This window comes from Haloechinothrix aidingensis, from assembly GCF_013450155.1.
GTDB lineage: Bacteria > Actinomycetota > Actinomycetes > Mycobacteriales > Pseudonocardiaceae > Haloechinothrix > Haloechinothrix aidingensis.
On sequence record NZ_JACCKD010000008.1, the window covers coordinates 170,325 to 187,437 of the forward strand.

The 17,113-nt window shown below is 64.7% G+C and carries 8 protein-coding genes, 1 tRNA gene and 1 pseudogene; 4 read left to right on the top strand and 6 right to left on the bottom strand.

What is annotated here, in order from left to right:
- Positions 1 to 1,012 precede the first annotated feature (1,012 nt).
- Positions 1,013 to 2,194, top strand: a complete 1,182-nt coding sequence (gene tcmP, locus H0B56_RS19885) for a three-Cys-motif partner protein TcmP (RefSeq protein WP_246361370.1) — start codon at positions 1,013 to 1,015, stop codon at positions 2,192 to 2,194.
- Here tcmP and H0B56_RS19890 read toward each other — a convergent pair.
- The 4 genes and pseudogenes from H0B56_RS19890 to H0B56_RS19910 all read right to left on the bottom strand — a co-directional run bounded on the left by H0B56_RS19890 (position 2,172) and on the right by H0B56_RS19910 (position 8,357).
- On the bottom strand, positions 2,172 to 2,945 hold the full coding sequence (locus H0B56_RS19890) for a DUF5131 family protein (protein ID WP_180894616.1): 774 nt from the start codon (positions 2,943 to 2,945) through the stop codon (positions 2,172 to 2,174). The two genes, tcmP and H0B56_RS19890, sit on opposite strands and share 23 nt — an antisense overlap.
- Before the next feature lie 1,223 nt (positions 2,946 to 4,168).
- Entirely contained in the window at positions 4,169 to 6,874 is a 2,706-nt protein-coding gene (locus tag H0B56_RS19895; protein ID WP_180894617.1) for an ATP-dependent DNA helicase, read from the bottom strand.
- A 978-nt stretch (positions 6,875 to 7,852) separates the two neighbouring features.
- A pseudogene (locus H0B56_RS23070) lies at positions 7,853 to 8,154 on the bottom strand (helix-turn-helix domain-containing protein); the annotation flags it as partial.
- 130 nt (positions 8,155 to 8,284) lie between these two features.
- Positions 8,285 to 8,357: transfer RNA gene (locus tag H0B56_RS19910), tRNA-Thr, on the bottom strand.
- A gap of 388 nt (positions 8,358 to 8,745) precedes the next feature.
- Here H0B56_RS19910 and H0B56_RS19915 point away from each other — a divergent pair.
- The 3 genes from H0B56_RS19915 (at position 8,746) to otsB (ending at position 14,325) form a co-directional block, all read left to right on the top strand.
- Complete coding sequence (locus H0B56_RS19915; RefSeq protein ID WP_180894620.1) at positions 8,746 to 10,260, top strand: threonine/serine exporter family protein; 1,515 nt, start codon at positions 8,746 to 8,748, stop codon at positions 10,258 to 10,260.
- 86 nt (positions 10,261 to 10,346) lie between these two features.
- Positions 10,347 to 11,768 carry a trehalose-6-phosphate synthase gene (locus H0B56_RS19920; RefSeq protein WP_180894621.1) on the top strand — a complete coding sequence of 474 codons (1,422 nt, stop codon included), beginning with the start codon at positions 10,347 to 10,349 and terminating at the stop codon, positions 11,766 to 11,768.
- Between the two features lie 22 nt (positions 11,769 to 11,790).
- A complete protein-coding gene (gene otsB, locus H0B56_RS19925) occupies positions 11,791 to 14,325 on the top strand; it encodes a trehalose-phosphatase (protein WP_180894622.1) in 2,535 nt (844 codons plus the stop codon).
- A 57-nt stretch (positions 14,326 to 14,382) separates the two neighbouring features.
- Here the strand turns inward: otsB and H0B56_RS19930 are convergent, their stop codons facing one another.
- On the bottom strand, positions 14,383 to 15,909 hold the full coding sequence (locus H0B56_RS19930) for an APC family permease (RefSeq protein ID WP_180894623.1): 1,527 nt from the start codon (positions 15,907 to 15,909) through the stop codon (positions 14,383 to 14,385).
- Between the two features lie 48 nt (positions 15,910 to 15,957).
- The gene (locus H0B56_RS19935; protein ID WP_343063972.1) at positions 15,958 to 17,022 is read right to left on the bottom strand and encodes a phosphotransacetylase; all 1,065 of its coding nucleotides are present in this window, start codon (positions 17,020 to 17,022) and stop codon (positions 15,958 to 15,960) included.
- Positions 17,023 to 17,113 lie beyond the last annotated feature (91 nt).

Genomic DNA, 17,113 nt, shown 5'->3' on the forward strand with positions numbered 1-17,113 from the left:
GATGGCCCCGTGCCCGGGCTCTGCCGCCATCAACCATCCCCTTGATAATCACCGTTTCGGGTCACACAACGGGTCACGCACTTATCGAGCATTGGAACCTGATCACAGCTCCTGCCGACCAGCTCCTGGGCAGAGCGGCCGAAACGCGACAACCTTCTGCGGTATCCATGCGACCTAGCACCTACACCGAACACTCTTTCGAATGTTGGTGTATGCTGGCGACATACAGTGTCGGGGAGTCGGAGCCGCCACACAAACCGATGGCCCGGTGCACTACCGCCGCGATACCAGCGGCCGCCGCGTCGGCATCCTGCCGGCGCCGTGCAAGCGCGGTCCGCATGACCTGCACACGGTGGGGTACCGAGCAATGGAGCAGGATAGGCTACTGCGGGTAAGCTGTGTCGCGTGCGCTAATCAGCCGCATCCGGATCACGCGTGGCGGCTAACGACCACCCCACCAGTCCCGGTCGCCGCCGAGCTCGACCACCGCTCGTATACCGACCTTCAGCCCCAATTCATCGAGCGGCCACTACCGCGCACGTAACCGATGCCAGCAGCCCGCAGAGGCCGGACGGTGCGGTAGACACCAACTAATCGGCTAAGGCCACACCCTGCGAGGGCGGTTAGAACTTGGTCGAAATGATCGCGCCACACGACGTGCGGTTCGACCACATATTGGTCTGCGTCCTTGACAAAACGCCTAACAGGCAGCGGGTCACTACCGGAGTTGGTAGTTGACGGAATTCGGGCGTTCGTAGACGAGGATCGAAATGCACTTCTCGAGCGGTCTCGGTCGCCTGTGGCTCGCCCCGCCAACGTTCCGACCGAAACCACTCATCGTGCGCAGCAGGCAGCAGTCCCACTGGCCGGACCACACTCGCACCCGCCCCGTCGGATTCGTTTACGTCGAGTGGCCTATCGACAAGTCGTGGCCGCTCAACCACGCTATGGAGTACCGCCGAACGAGGAGGCGTCGATGGGCTTCTTTGACTCGCGCAGAGCGCCAGCAGTGATGAAACACGGACTACTTCGAAGATACTGTCCTGCATTCGCTAGCAAGGCTGGACAGCTAACCATGGGACGAGTGACCTTCCTGGACGGCTATGCTGGCGCAGGCTGTTACAATAACGATGAGCCGGGTTCTCCCTTAGTTCTCATGGAAGCGGCGCACGCAGTTTCCGCCAATCGCGCGGTCGAGGCAATATTTGTCGAGAAAGACCGTGGTACGTTCGAACGGCTTGAGATAGTACTCAACGAAAAGTGCTCTGGCCAATCGTATACGGCGCTGTACGGTGACATCGACGACCACATCGATCACATACTGGACAACTGTCGCGGTACGGCGCTATTCGCGTTCTTCGATCCGTTCGGACCAACATTGAGCGCTGACAGAGTTAGGTCTTTGCTAAATAAGCGAACAAGAGACGGTGACCCCACAGATGTTCTCGTGCACGTATCCGTGCGGAGTGTATGGAATTTCGGATCTCGGCTCACGAAGGCTCGGCACGAGAATCGAGACCTTGACCCAAGTGACCAGAAGTTTATAGTTCGCCTCGACCGCTTTCTAGGCGTAGATTGGTGGAAGGATAAGTTTGCTACCGTCGGCGAGAGCTATACTGATGAGCCGGACGGGAAAGAATCCGGAGTCAAGCCAGCAAATGTGGCGCTCGACGTGGCGCAGGAGTACGCAGATCGTATAGCACGAGAAACGGGATACTACACAATAAGCATGCCTGTTCGCCGAAGGCCCGGCCACGTACCGATTTTCGTCCTTACACTATTCACGCGCCACGGGGATGGGGCATGGCTATTTGCTGATTCAATCGGACATGCAGGACTTGACTGGGAAGAGTCGTGGCAACACTCCGAGATATCTCGAGAGGGACCACGAGGGCAAACTGGACTGTTTTCGCAGCCTGAATCGTGGTCATTCGACCGTGACGAGTACGAACGACGTCATTCGAATGAATGGATTGAAATCATTGCCAGCAATATAGACGCGCTACTCATGGAAAGGGAGTCGATTCGCATATACGAAAATGTTGTTAGCGTGTTCGGGAATACACTGGGAACCGGAGCCCGCGAAACTCATGTACGAAAAGCAGTGAAGCATCTGTACATGCACAACCGAGTCGATCATGATGGTAAAGGTCGATACTTTTACCGGGACTCTATACGGCGTCCCGCGACTTGACTGCCATACCAATATTGCGGATGGGAAGTTCGTCCCAGGTGCGGCCGTCGAGTTGACGGCCGCCAGCTTTGGGTGTGCGTCCGCCCCATTGTTTGAAGAAGAAGGGGACGTCGGCCTGTTGACATTGGTCACGGATGTCGGTGACCCAGGCTGGGTTCGTGGGGCGGGCGTGGGGGCCGGATTCGCCGCCGACGATGACCCAGTGTATGCCGGTGAGGTCCAGGTTCGGCAGGGGGCCGAGGAGGGGCTCGCAAGACAGGAACCGGATGGCGGCCGGCACCGTACGGAGCTCGTCGATGCGGTCGGTGACATCGATGCTTTCCACCGAAACGCCAATCCAGACGTTGTCCGGCCAGGTCAGGTCGGGTACGAGGCGGCGCAGGCGGCGGGCGCGTTTGGTGAGGATCTGGTAGGTGTGCTGCGGGGTGGCTGCCATGACATCGAAGACCTGGCGGATGAACTCGATCGGGACCTTGGCGTGGAACAGGTCCGACATGCTGTTGACGAAGACCAGCCGGGGCTGCTTCCAGCGGAACGGTTCGTGCAGCGCGGTGGGATGGGTGGTCACACCGAAGCCAGGCCCGCTGGTGCGCGGATCGCCGTCGGCTTGGTACTTGTCCGAGCCCATGGCCTTAAGCCGCTTGGCCAGTGTGAGCGCATAGCAATGGTCGCACCCGGCGGATACGCGGTCGCAGCCGGTGGTGGGATTCCAGGTGGTTTCGGTCCACTCGATCCTTGATCGGCTACTCACAAGAAGGTTCCTTTCAGTGGACTAGTGGTTACACTATGACCTTGATCGCCGATAGTCACTGAGCCATGCCCAGCGCCACGGCAGTTTCACTACGTATCGAGGTGGAAGTCGCTGTGGCATGTCTGCATGTGAAGGGGTCGTCGGCGAGTGTTGTTCACGCCACTCTGATGCGGCGGTTGTAGGCGCAGCGTGCGGCCGCGCCATTGCTGTTCGTTTGACCTCCTCCGGTGGTGTTGTGCTCGGGCTCGCGGTGACGGTAGGCAGTCAGTGCATCAGTGAGCTGTTGTAGCTCGGACTGGTAGCGCTGTGCTATCTGGTTGGGCACGGCCACGTGGCTCCGCCGGGCTTGTTGCTGTGCGTGACGGTCAGGCCGAGTTCTTCGGCCAGGACTTTGAAGCGGCGGCTGTGGAAGCGGCCTTGGCGGCTGGTGTCATTGACATCGCGGGCATGGGCGAGGCAGTAGCCGGATTCGTGCAGCGGCTTGCCGACTGCCTCCGCGGGTTGAAACCTTCGCCGTCGATGAACAGTTCGGGCAGGCGTTGGCGGTCCGCCTGTTACTAGCGGGCGGCGGCAAAGTGTCCCAGGCGAAGTCGGCGGCGTTAGCCGAGGGTGAGCAAGACGTTGGGCACCTCTGGGTGTTGGCGCTGGATGGCTGTCCAGGCGTACTCAAGGGCGATGATCAGGGGAAATGTGATGTTGGATCGTGGGCGTGGTTTTGACACGTACGTGCCAAGCCCGAGCGTGCTGCTGGGCAGCAGTCATTGCTGCTCCTCGCGGTCCATGGTGCGGAAGCTGCTGATGGCGATGTCGAGCATGAGGAGTTAAGCAGGCTCGTAGCTGGAACGGTCACGCTTGCCCAGGAGATAGTGGCGTTGACGACTAGGCTTGAGTTTTAACGTCTGGGTCGGGTGGTGGGGACCCAGACGTTAAAACTCAAGCTAAGATCTGGTCCACGCCATACAGGGTGAGATTTCATACGCGGCAGTACCGGACACCGCAAAACGACAATCCTAGCGACGACACCGCCCCCTGGGCGAACACACCGCTCCAGAGCGCGCTGATGGAAATCCCATGGCTGAAGTCTGTGTCGCATGCCTCGAAGCCGCGGCCACCATATGCGACATCCTGTACGACAATCGCGTACATTAGCGCGAGCTGCGTTGTGCGCTCCAGTCAATTTTCAGTGCTACACGCGCACGTGGGGTGATTAAGCGGAACGCCGTTCACGAGGAGCCCGGTACTGGAGTGAGATCCCGGCGAACGGACATAATCGACACATCTTTGGTATCGGTTCTCCTGTGGAGACCATTCAGGATGGTGTGTTGAGTCTCTGGCGTCCAGAAGATTCGTAGGTTCTCACGTGTCCGAGTGACGGCCGTGTAGAAGATGTTGTGCGTAATATCATCCTCGTTGTCGTCAGTGATGACAATCTTGACGGAATCGTACTCGAGTCCTTGCGCCTTGTGGATTGACACGGCGTAGGCCACCTGGAACGGCACGACGGTGTTCAGTGAGTCATCGTCCTCGTCGCTGGTATCGTAGTCGTAAACGGAGAAGCGCACAGTCGAGCCGCCAATCCATTCAAGCTCGTCACTGACGATGTCGATCTCGTTGAGTGGTCGATCGAGCTCGACGTCGAACTGGATCCGGCCAGGGACGCCCTCAATACCGACGATCCGACCCTTTAGGTTGTTGTAGATTACCGGTCGGAACCGCTCGGTCTCGTTGAAGAGGACCGGATCGCCGATCTTATACGTGGAGACGCGCCAGGTGGTCGCTGCGCCGGGGTTGCTGCTCTGGAGGAATCGGTTGATGTTGTTGATGCCGTAGAGACCATCGTAGTTCAGGCACAGGATGATCTCGTCGTCGCATTGGGTCTCGAAGAGTGTCTGGTCGAGCACGTTTGAGTATCCGTTGCGGGCAATTATCTCGGCGATGTCGTCGTCGATCCTCCGGACTTTGTCCCAGAAGCCCAGGAGTGAGGCGTTCTTGGTCCTGAACGGCGTCGTCAGTTCGAACACCGACGTGTTCGGGATGAAGGAACGAATGATGCCGAACCAGTTGCCGAACTGGATCGACTCGATCTGGTAGACGTCGCCGACGAGCACGAGCAGCTTGAACGACGTCCCGTCCAGCACCTTGATCAGATCGTCATTGCTGACGGTACTGCACTCGTCGATGACGAGGAGGTCGTACTCCGGTTCGGAGGAGCTCCGGTGGATCTGGCTGGTGATCGTCCGGAAGGTCGATTTCTGTGCCGTAACCTTGCGCCTGAGGTTGTCGATTGCCGGGTTGGTGTGGGCGAGGAAGAGCTTCGACTTGTCGTCGAAGTAGTTGGCAACGTGGTCGACCATCGTCGATTTGCCTGTCCCGGCTGCGCCGTAGATCAACGCAACACGCGACTGGCTGAACAACCGCTTGAGAGCATCCTCCTTCTCCTCGTCGTCGATGTCGTGAGGTGTTTCATCGAGCCAGCGCTCAACAGCTTGGGTGTATCCAGCGATCCCGGACGACGCGAACTCCTGGAGCTTCTTGACGATGGTGACAGTGTCGTCCTCGTAGCCACAGATGAACACGTGCTTCTTGTCCAGTCGAAGTCGGCGATTCTTGTGTTTGCGGTAGAGCTTGCTGTTATGGGCGGATATCAACTGTTTGACGTCTCCGAGCCCGTTTAGATCGCTCACGGGCGTGTAGATGATTCCGTGGCGCTCCACGTTGTTCTTGACACGTCGGGCAAGCAGTTCGTGAATCCGCCCGGTCACATCGAGGCTCACGACGAGATCCCAGTACCGCGGATTGTGTCCCGGCAGCGAGGTGCAGAATGGCATCGTATCGAACGGGTTGCATCCGTATTGCAGCTTCAGGCCTGAGAGAAGGCCACAACCTTCCCAATTGTACTGCAGCTTCAGAACCTGATTGTACATCCGCAGCATGAGATACCGAATGACGTTATGACCCGGAGCGTTCGACCGCACGATGCGACGTGCTTCATCCAGTGCAGGGAAGATCTGCGGGCTGCTGACGTCGGGCGTACCTCCCGCCTTCACCGCCTGGTACTCGTCGTCGGGCATATCGATCAGGTCGAGCAGGTTGCCCGAACTCGCGGTCAGCTTTCGCATCAAGTAACGGTACTCCGAAGAGTTGGTTCGCACGTTGGTCGTGATACCCAAGAGTCGTGCGAAATTGTCGAACTCGCAGGGGCGGATCGACACTTCCCACTCGCGGATGATCGTGATCGGCACTGTCTGGTCGAGCACGTCGATCGAATCACCCTGGAGCGTCAGCATGGCCGCGTACTCGTCGGTCATGTCGATGTCGGTGAAGGCGATGATGTGGTCGAACTTGCTAACCTTGTTGATGGCGCGGTAGAAGGTCACTTCGTAGTAGATGCGACCTCGGACGAAGAACGGGCGCGTCTTGTGGATGTAGTACCGATCCCGCGCGTTGCTGTCCGGCGATGTCGAACGGACCGCCTCGATCCTCGCGGCGATCTTTTCATGGTATTCGCGCAGCGACGGGTCGAGATCGATTGGGAACGACTCGAGGTTCGCCAGCACTGCGATCCCGCAGCTGTCCTGGAGCAGGGTGCGGATGCGGAGCAGGTACTCGTAGTACTTCAGCATCAACCGCTCAGAGGTATCCTTTTCCAGTGTGTAGTGCGAGGCGCTCATCTGGATGAGTTTGTGGAACTTGCCGAGGAAGTTGAACTTGGCGTCCGACCTAACGAAGGCGAGTCCGGGCTCCACGGCCGCATAACTGAACTCTGAGTCGGATCCGCCTGCATGGAGGCGTACGATAACCCCCTCAACCAGATTGCGGAGCTGAGCGAGGACATTCTGCGAGAGTAGGTCCCGCTGGTCGGCGAGCGAGTCGATGTTTCGACATATCGCCTCGTTCGCGTTCCGGATCTGCTCGCCGACCGTGCTCATCTGGTGCTCACCGCCCCGCTCATCCTCAACCAGGCTCCTTCATAGGCGCCGACTCGATCGTCCAGTTCTGCGTCATGCACCGATGTCGCTGACAGGGCGCGCCTTGTTACGCCCTGCACGGGTGTCGCGACGGGCTGTTAGTGAAACGTTGTTGATCGACTTCGGGCATCGTCAATAGGACGCATCGCTCGTCCTGCGTATAAGCGATCTCGACGACAATGGAGTCGATCTGGAACACGATGTCTGGGACGATCTTGTGCAGTCCGGGCGGCGCATACTCTTCCACGATCTGTGCAAGTGCGCCGCGTTTGGGATCGGCGAGGAGCTCGGCCTCACCGAGGTTGCCACCCTCGGCCGCGCCGTCTGCAGTGACGACGTCCTGGGCAATCTACTCACACTTCGAACCGCCCCGCGGGCTGCAGCAACGGTCCAGTCAGATCGTCAGACGCTCCGGTACCACCACCGGATTCCGAGTGTTACCGCGGCGCTGGGTCGTCGAACGTAGCCTCGCCTGGATCATCCGCCACCGCCGCTGCGCCCGGGACTACGAATGCCTCCCCGAACACCACGAAGTCACGGTCCCCTGGAGCATGATCCGCCTGACCAGCCAACGCCTCACAAGATCAGTTTAGGAACGGGATCTTAGACTGTCGAGGCCGCGACTGCGGTAGCGTCGGCTGATGTCCCGTTTGATGTCCTGCTTGTCACCCGAGACCTGGTGTTTCCAGGCTGCTCGGCGGCGCGCTCGAGGTGGAACCACTTGGAGCCGGCATCGGGAACGACCACGTAGGCCTCAGAGACGCGGTACTGGCGCTGGAAATCGGCGCGAGCCGAGCCGAATGCCGAAGCTCTTGCCCTGAGCGCGCCCTGCAGGACCAACAGTGATTATTGCGCCGTGGCGAGCTTGCTGCTGGCGGTGTTGATCTTGCCGTGGATGGCGGTGAACCGATCGATGGGCACACTGGTAACGCCTTCAGCATGCACGCCGTCACGTGCCAGCCGGTAGCGCAACCGATCCGGTCCCCAACCGGATGCAGACGCCGCAGATCCACCAGAGCCACCTCAACCGCCGCATCCATCTGGTGCGGACACGCATGAGGCCGATGCGACCACTCAGCCAGCTCCTCCAGACCACCAGCGGCGTACCGGGCAATCCAGCCATGCAGTGTCTGTCGACTCACCCCCGCTTTGGCGGCCGCATCGACCACCGACAGGCCATCCTCCAACACGGCCAAAACCGCGTGATAACGCTGTTCAACCACAGAGATCTCCCTGAGCACAGCCCGCTCCTTCCGTCCACGGCATAGCCGAGAACGAAACGCAACGGGTGTCAAGGATCAACCGAGACCGCGTCAAGCCTCAACCGAGCACGATCAGACAAGCATCAACCGAGATCACACACCCACCCGGAGCCGGCAAGGGGATTCGAACCCCTGACCTACGGTTTACAAGACCGTTGCTCTGCCTACTGAGCTATGCCGGCGGAAGCCCTTGACGAGCTCGCCAACCATGGTAAGCCGCCCCACCCGCACCACGATGGACACCCTCCACAACCCGCAAGCGAGCTAGTGACGGAAAACACAGCGCCAACTCGCAACGACGAGTGGCGATAGGCCGATGAACTGCGGGAACGTCGGTAGTGGCGGCATCGTTCGGGTCGTTCGTGTTCATCACGTCGTGGGCGTCTCTCTTTCATCGTGAACAAGCCGTCCGGGTCCGTACTCCCCCGGTCCAGGCACGTCGTGCCTCGGCGGGACGCATGCGGTCCGGCTGATGAACAACCGATCTGCGGCTGCGCCGAAGCCGACAGTGGCCAAGAATCGAGGATGGACCGCACAGGTTCAGACGACACGCCCGTGAGGAGGTGACTTGTGAAGATCAACCAGCGCGGTAAGACCCAGAAGTACCGCAAGCGGGCGTGGCACATCCTCGAACCGCCGACCGACAACCCGGCCGGTGACCAGACGAGCAGGGGGCGGCCCCAGCCGCGCCGCGCGTGGAGCATCCTGGAGGCCCCTGCAGGCGAGCAGCCGAGCTCCGCCTCCGAGTCCGCGATGGGGCCCGCGCTACCCAGCGACCACACCGTGCACTTCGTGCTCGACCTGGCCCTGCGCATCGGGGAGATCCAGATGTCGACCGGCGCGGGTGCCTCCGACGTCACAGCCACCATCCTCGCGGTCACGAACTCGCTCGGCCTGCCGCACTGTGAGGTCGACGTCGTCTACACCTCGATCAGCGTGACGTGCCACCGGGGTACGGAGACGTCGCCGGTCACCGCGCTGCGCGTGGTGCGGTTCCGCAGCCTCGACTACAGCAGGCTCACCGCGGTCGAGCAGCTGATCACGCGGATCACGCGCGGGCAGATCAGTGCCGAGGAGGCCTACACCGAGCTGCGCCGGATCGCGAGCGCACCCCATCCGTACCCCCGCTGGATCGCCACGCTCGCCCTCGGTGGCATGGCCGCCAGCGTCGCGGTGCTGATCGGTGCCGGAGTGGTCACGGCCCTGCTGGCGTTTCTCACCAGCGCCATCATCGACCGGGTCGGCAGGCTCCTCAACCGGTTCGCCCTGCCGATCTTCTTCCAGCAGGTCACCGGTGGGTTCGTCGCCACCCTGATCGCCATGGCCGCCGTCGGGACCAACGTGGCGTGGTTCGGGCAGCCCTCGCTCGTCGCCGCGGCGGCGCTGACCGTGTTGCTGTCCGGGCTGTCCACCGTATCGACCGTGCAGGACGCGATCACCGGCTACAACGTCACCGCGGCGGGCAGGGCCACGGAGGTCGCGCTGATGAGTGCGGGCCTGATCACCGGTGTGGTCATCGGCCTGAACGTGGCGGTGCTGTTCGGGTTTCCCACCACGGGGCTGCCGGAGGTCATCATCCCGCCGCCCGAGGCACTGCCGTTGCTGGTGTTGGCCGGGGCGAGCACGGCTGGCTTCTTCGCGCTGGCCAGCTACTCGAAGATGCGCCCCATGCTGGTGGCGGCCGCTGCCGGGGCCGTAGGGGCCGGCGTGTTCAACCTCATGCGGCTGTTCGGGACCAACCAGATCACGGCCACCGTGCTCGCCGCGACCGTGCTCGGTTTCTGTGGCGGCCTGATGGCGCGCAGACTCAAGGTGGCGCCGCTGGTCGTCGCGGTCTCCGGTATCACGCCGCTGCTGCCGGGCCTGCTGACGTTCCGGGGCCTGTACGACGCGGCCGTCGGCGAGGACGGCAACATCGCCACCCTGGCACGCGCGATCGCCGTCGGGCTGGCGCTTGCCGCAGGCGTGGTTCTCGGTGAGTACCTCGCACAGCCGCTCCGTACCCAGCTCGGCAGGCTGGAACGCAAGCTGGCCGGACCGCGCCTTGCCGGCCCGTTACGTCCCGCCAAGCGCAGGATCGAGTGACCCGACCTCCGGTCGGACGACCGACCTCGGCTTCCACTGCCACTACTGTGGGAACTACCTGAAACAACAGAAGAGAGGAGGTCTCCGTGAACGGCCCGGATTTCGTCGTCGTGGCCAACCGGCTGCCGGTCGATCTCGTGCGCTCGGCCGATGGCACCCAGAAATGGACACAGAGTCCAGGTGGCCTCGTGTCAGCTCTCGAGCCGTACCTGCGTGCCAGGCAAGGCGCATGGATCGGCTGGCCCGGTGTGCCGGACGTGGAGGTCGACGCGTTCGAAGAGGACGGGATGCTTTTGCAGCCCGTCCCGCTGACCTCGGCGGACGTACGCGAGTACTACGAGGGATTCTCCAACGCCACCCTCTGGCCGCTCTATCACGACGTCGTACAACGACCCGTCTTCGACCGCGCCTGGTGGGACAGCTACGTGCGGGTCAACCAGCGGTTCGCCGACCAGGCGGCCAAGGTGGCGGGCCACGCAGCGACGGTGTGGATCCAGGACTACCAGCTGCAGCTCGTGCCATCCATGCTCCGCGAGATGCGTCCCGACCTGCGTATCGGCTTCTTCCTGCACATCCCGTTCCCGCCCGTCGAGCTGTTCATGCAGATGCCGTGGCGTGCCGAGATCGTGCGCGGCCTGCTGGGGGCCGACCTCGTCGGCTTCCACCGGCCGGGTGGCGCGCAGAACTTCCTCTGGCTGGCACGGCAACTGCTCAACCTCGACCCGACCAAGGCAGCCGTGGGCGTGCGGTCCCGGCCCGGCTGGGTGCTGGTCGACGATCGCGTGGTGCGGGTCGGTGCGTTCCCCATCTCCATCGATTCGGCCGGGCTCGACACGCTGTCCCGCCGCCCCCACGTCGGCAGGCGCGCCACCGAGGTGCGCGAGTCGCTGGGCCACCCCAAGGTCGTCATGCTCGGTGTCGACAGGCTCGACTACACCAAGGGCATCGACCTGCGGCTGCACGCGCTGCACGAGCTGCTCCAGGAAGGCCGCGTCGCCCCCGAGGACGTCGCGTTCCTCCAGCTGGCCACACCGAGCAGGGAGCGAGTCGAGCACTACCAGGAGATGCGCGCCGACATCGAGCGCATCGTGAGCCGGATCAACGGTGAGTTCGGCCGGGTCGGCAGGCCGATCGTGCACTACCTGCACCAGTCGGTGAACCGCCAGGAGCTGGCCGCCTTCTTCCGCGCCGCCGACATCATGGTGGTCACGCCGCTACGCGATGGGATGAACCTGGTGTGCAAGGAGTACGTAGCCTGCCGCCACGACCAGCGTGGTTCACTGGTACTGTCCGAGTTCGCCGGCGCCGCGGCCGAGCTGACCAGCGCGTTCCTCGTCAACCCGCACGACCTGGACGGGGTGAAGGGCGCCCTGCACGCTGCTATTACTCTCGACGAAGCCGAGAGTCGGCGCAGGATGCGTGCCCTCCGGCGTCAGGTTCTCACCCACGACGTCGACCGTTGGGCACGCTCGTTCCTGGAAGCGCTCGGGCCCCCAGCACACAGCTGACACAAGTCCCCCTGGAGGCGCGTTGACCGCCGAAGCACTGCCCGCCGAGGTGCGGCGAGCCATCGTGAACATCGCGCGGACACCGCGCCTGCTCATCGCGTGCGACTACGACGGCACCCTCGCCCCCATCGTGGACAACCCGGAACAGGCCCGGCCGTACCCGGAGTCGGTCGGTGCGCTGCGCTCCCTGGCGAGCCTGCACGAGACCACGACAGCGGTGATCTCCGGGCGCGCGCTGCGTGACCTCGCCACCCTGTCCCGGCTGCCGGTGGAGGTACATCTCGTCGGCAGCCACGGCTCGGAGTTCGACGTCGGGTTCGTGCACGAGATCGACGCGACGGCGCGCGAGCTGCACGCCAGTGTCGAGCGCGAGCTGCACCGCATCATCCACGACGTCCCCGGGGCGTCGCTGGAGGTCAAACCCGCCAGCATCGCGGTGCACGTGCGGGGGACCTCCGAGGCCGACGCCGAGCGCGTGGTCGCCGCCGTGCACGAGGGCCCGTGCACGTGGGACGGGGTGACCACCACCGACGGCAAGGCCGTCGTGGAGCTGTCCGTCGTGCCGACGGACAAGGGGAACGCGCTGGACGTGCTGCGCCACCAGGCAGGCGCCACGGCCGCCATCTTCCTCGGTGACGACATCACCGACGAGAAGGCCTTCGCCCGGCTGAGCGGCCCGGACCTCGGCATCAAGGTCGGCGGAGAGGAGTCGATCGCCCCGCACCGCGTCGCCGACCCGTTCGACGTGGCTACCATCCTCGCGTTCCTGCTCGAGGAGCGGCGCAACTGGCTCTACGGCGAGCAGGCTCCCCCGATCGAGCGCCTCACCATGCTGGCCAACGAACGTTCCGTCGCGCTGCTCACCCCGGACGCCAAGCTGACCTGGATGTGCCATCCCGGGCCGGACGCACCCGCGATCTTCGCCGACCTGCTCGGCGGGCAGGGTGCCGGGTACTTCTCGGTCAAACCCGAGCGCAACGGGTTACCGCTCGGGCAGCGCTACCTGCCCAACACGATGACGGTGGAGACCCGGTGGTCCCGCCTGCTGGTGACGGACTACCTGGAGCCAGAAAGCGCCGCGCACCGCACCGACCTGATCCGGTGCATCTCCGGTGAGGCGGCGGCCTCCGTGGTGTTCGCGCCCCGCCCCGAGTTCGGTGGCGTCCCCGTGCGGATCGAGCAGGAGTCCGACGGCCTGCGGGTGCTCGGCACCTCCGAACCGTTCGTGCTGCGCTCACCCGGCATCCGCTGGGAGATCACCTCCGACGGCCTGCACGACACGGCCACCGCGCTGGTGCAGCCCACGCCCGACCGGCCCGTCGTGCTCGAGCTGCGGTGCGGCACCACCGACCTCGGTCCGCACGAGATGGCCGAGCCCGAGCGCAGGCAGCGTACCGGGGCGTACTGGAGCGACTGGGCGTCGACCCTCAAGCTGCCCGCGCGGGAGCCCGAGCTGGTCACCAGGTCGGCGCTGACGCTGCGCGGCCTGGCGGACACCGAGACGGGCGGGATCCTCGCCGCGGCGACCACGTCGCTGCCCGAGGAGATCGGTGGCGTGCGCAACTGGGACTACCGGTTCTGCTGGATCCGGGACGGCTCGATGACGGTCCGCGAGCTCGTCGCGCTCGGCTCCCTCGAGGAAGCCGAAGGGTTCCTCCGCTGGCTGCACGGCGTGCTCGCCACCTTGCCGGGCCCCGAGCGGCTGCACCCGCTGTACTCGCTCGCAGGGACCCAGTCCGGCGCGGAGGCCGTGATCGACTCGCTGCCCGGTTACGCAGGCTCGCGGCCCGTGCGGGTCGGCAACCTCGCCAACCACCAGGTGCAGCTCGACGTGTTCGGGCCCGTCGTGGAGCTCGTGGTCGACCTCGCCGCCGCGCGCGGCGAGCTGCACGACGCGGACTGGCAGCTCGTGCGCGCGATGGCCGAGGCGGTGACCCGCCGCTGGGACGAGCCCGACCACGGGGTGTGGGAGGAGCGGCACGTGCCGCGGCACCGGGTGTACTCGCGGGTGATGTGCTGGGTCACGATCGACCGCGCCATCACCCTCGGCAACCGTTACGACAGGGAGATCCCGACCAACTGGCACACGCTGCGCGACGAGATCGCCGCCGACGTGCTGGAGAACGGCTGGAACCCGGAGGTGCAGGCGTTCACCACAGCCTACGACGGCACCGACCTGGACGCCGCCTCGCTGTTCGTGGGCCTGTCCGGGCTGATCGACCCGACGGACGAGCGTTTCCAGTCCACGGTCACCGCGATCGAGTCCGAGCTGCGCAGCGGCTCCACCGTGTACCGCTACCGCAGGGACGACGGCCTTCCCGGCGAGGAGGGCGGCTTCCACCTGTGCGCGGCATGGATGGTCGAGGCGTACCTGCTCACCGGGCGGCGCACCGAGGCGGAGGAGCTGTTCGAGCAGATGGTCAACGCGACGGGCCCGACCGGCCTGCTGCCCGAGCAGTACGACCCGCTGGCGGAGCGTTCCCTCGGTAACCACCCGCAGGCGTACTCGCATCTCGGCCTGATCCGCTGCGCCGCGCAGCTGTCCAGGGACGCGTGAGCGGGGCGGGGACGGCAGGTTCCTGCCGTCCCCGCCCCGCTCACCGCCGGCCACCCCTCAGGCGCGGGAGTGTTCCAGCTCCTCCGAGCAGCGTTGCGCCGCCTGCCCGGAACCTCCGTCTCCGAACACGAGGTAGTCCAGCTCCTGATCGGACAGTGCGGAGTTCTCCCTTATCCTGGCGATGTAGAACAGCAGGCCGAGTACGATCCAGATCAGCAGCGAGACAGCGGACTCCGGCCCGAACGCCGCAGGCGATCCCGGGATGACCAGAAGCGCGAGGAACGTCAGCCCGATCACGGCACCGGCAAGGCTGAGTCCCTGCTTGGCCACGGACCCGGCAGGCTCCCCGGACTCGTCGACGCCGCGGAACCGCTTGAAGGCGGCGAGGCAGGTGTAGGTGTAGGCGATGGTCACGCCGACCGCCGACATGTCGACGACCCACAGCAGCGCTTCCCGCCCGAACCACGGCGCCACCAGGCACAGCGCCGCGGTGAAGGCGAGCCCGACGTAGGGGGTCCGGTAGCGCGGGTGCAGCTGGGCGAAACCCTGCGGGATCATCCGTGCCCGGCCCATCGCGAACAGCAGCCTGCTCGCGGCGACGGTGAAACCGTTCAGCCCGGTGCAGATTCCCATGGACAGCGACAGTGCGAGCAGCATGACTCCCGCACCGCCGAACAGGCCCGCGATCGCATCGCCCGTACCCCACCGCGGGTCTCCCGCGGTGAGCTCGGTCCACGGCATCGCGCTCGCGGTCGCCAGGATCATCACCGAGTAGATCAGCGCGGCCACCACGATCGCGAAGACGATCAGCCGGAACGCCTTCGCCGGGGAGAAGTCGTACTCCTCAGCGGCCTGTGGAACGTTGTCGAACCCGACGTAGGCCCAGGGGGCGATCGCGACGATAGCCAGCACCGCCGTCCACGGCGGCACATCCAGCGCGAAGGCGGGGCTCACGTTCGACCACTGCGACTCGGAGTGCAGCAGCACCCCGAGCCCGAGCAGCGCCACGCCCGCGATCATGATCATCACGAAGACGAACTGCAGCCGCCCGGACAGCGAGGCTCCGCGGATGTTGAGCAGTGCGAAGATCACGATCGCCGCGCTGGCGATGAGGACCTCGCCGAGGTAGACGTCCCATCCCGCGACCTCGAACAGGCGTCCCTGTTCGGCGACCTGCGGCAGCACGAACCTGCTCAGCAGCGCCAGCGCCGAGGCGTTCAGCGCGACGATGCACATGTATCCCAGGGTCAAAAACCACGCGCACAGGAACGCGTGCTTCCTGCCGAACCCGTTGAGCGCGTAGGCGAACTCCCCGCCGCACACCGGGAAGCTCTTGATCAAGAACCCGTAGCTGACGGCGATGACCAGCATCAACGCGCCACCGATCAGGAACCCGAGGATGGCACCCAACGGGCCGGCGGTCGCCAGCCAGTCGGTCGGCAATACGAAGGCGCCCCACCCTACGGCCGAGCCGAGGGCGATGGCCCAGACCCACCCGGGTTTGAGTGTCCTCGACAGTTGCGCTCTGTCTCCCCCAGCCTTACCTGCACCAGCGTCAGCGCTGGATGACGTACGTGGTTCCATTGTGTGCCTCGCCTCCGGGGACCGTGCCGATCCCCCGCAGTTCACGGACTATTGTCGTCCCGTTCTCGCCGTTACGGATAGAGGCGGCTCCGCGCTCCTCATCGCGGGCGCGCTGGATTGCAGTGCGCTGATCGCGGCGACAGTGACGATGTCGGCGCTGCTGCAGCCGCGAGAGAGATCGTTGACCGGCATCGCCAGACCCTGCAGGATCGGTCCGTAGGCCTGCGCACCGGCGAGTCGTTGGGTGATCTTGTAGCCGATGTTTCCGGCTGCGAGGTTCGGGAATACGAACACGTTGGCGCGGCCCGCGACCGTGGACGCCCCCGCCTTACTACGCCCGACCGACTCGATGAAGGCCGCGTCGAACTGGAGCTCGCCGTCCACGTCCAGGCCCGGCTCGCGCTCGCGTACCCGCTCGGTCGCCGCCCGCACCAGGTCGGCGCCCGCGTGGGAGGCACTGCCCTTCGTGCTGAACGACAGCATCGCCACAGCGGGCTCCTCCCCGGTCAGCGACCGGAAAGTCGTTCCGGTGGCCACGGCCACCTCGGCCAGCTGCTCGCGGTCGGGTTCGGGCAGCACGGCGCAGTCGGCGTAGGCCAGGCGCCGCCCGCCGGGAAGCACCATCAGGAAGCTGCTGGTCACGCAGCTCGCCGCGGGCGCGGTACCGACCACCCGCAGGGCCGCGCGCAGCACGTCGGCCGTGGGTCGCGCACTACCCGCCACACAGGCGTCCGCCAGCCCGGCGGGCACCGTGGCCACGGTCAGGAACAGCGGGTCCGCACGCCACTCCGCGGCGCGCTCCGCCGGGGCGGTGGACAGCCGCTCGTCTAGCACCTCGCCCGCCGCGCAGGCGGCGAGCTCGCACGGGGACATCGTGACGATGTCCGGCCCCAGCCGCACCCCTGCTGCGGAGGCCGCCGACGTCACCTCTTGCCGGGTACCGATCACCACGGGCGTGATCCCGTGTGCGGCCAGCTCGGCGGCCGCGGTGACCACCCGCGCGTCGTGGCCATCGGCGAGCGCGACCCGCGGGCGGTGCGCGGCCAGCCGGGCACACCACCCTGCCAGCAGCTCATCGCCACCGGAACGGCCCGCTACGGCATCGGCTACCACGGCACACCTCCACCAGCTGTTCCTGACTGGTCACTTCGGACCTTCATCCGGTGCTTCCGGGGCGGGGATCGCGATCCCGTTACCGGTCGCG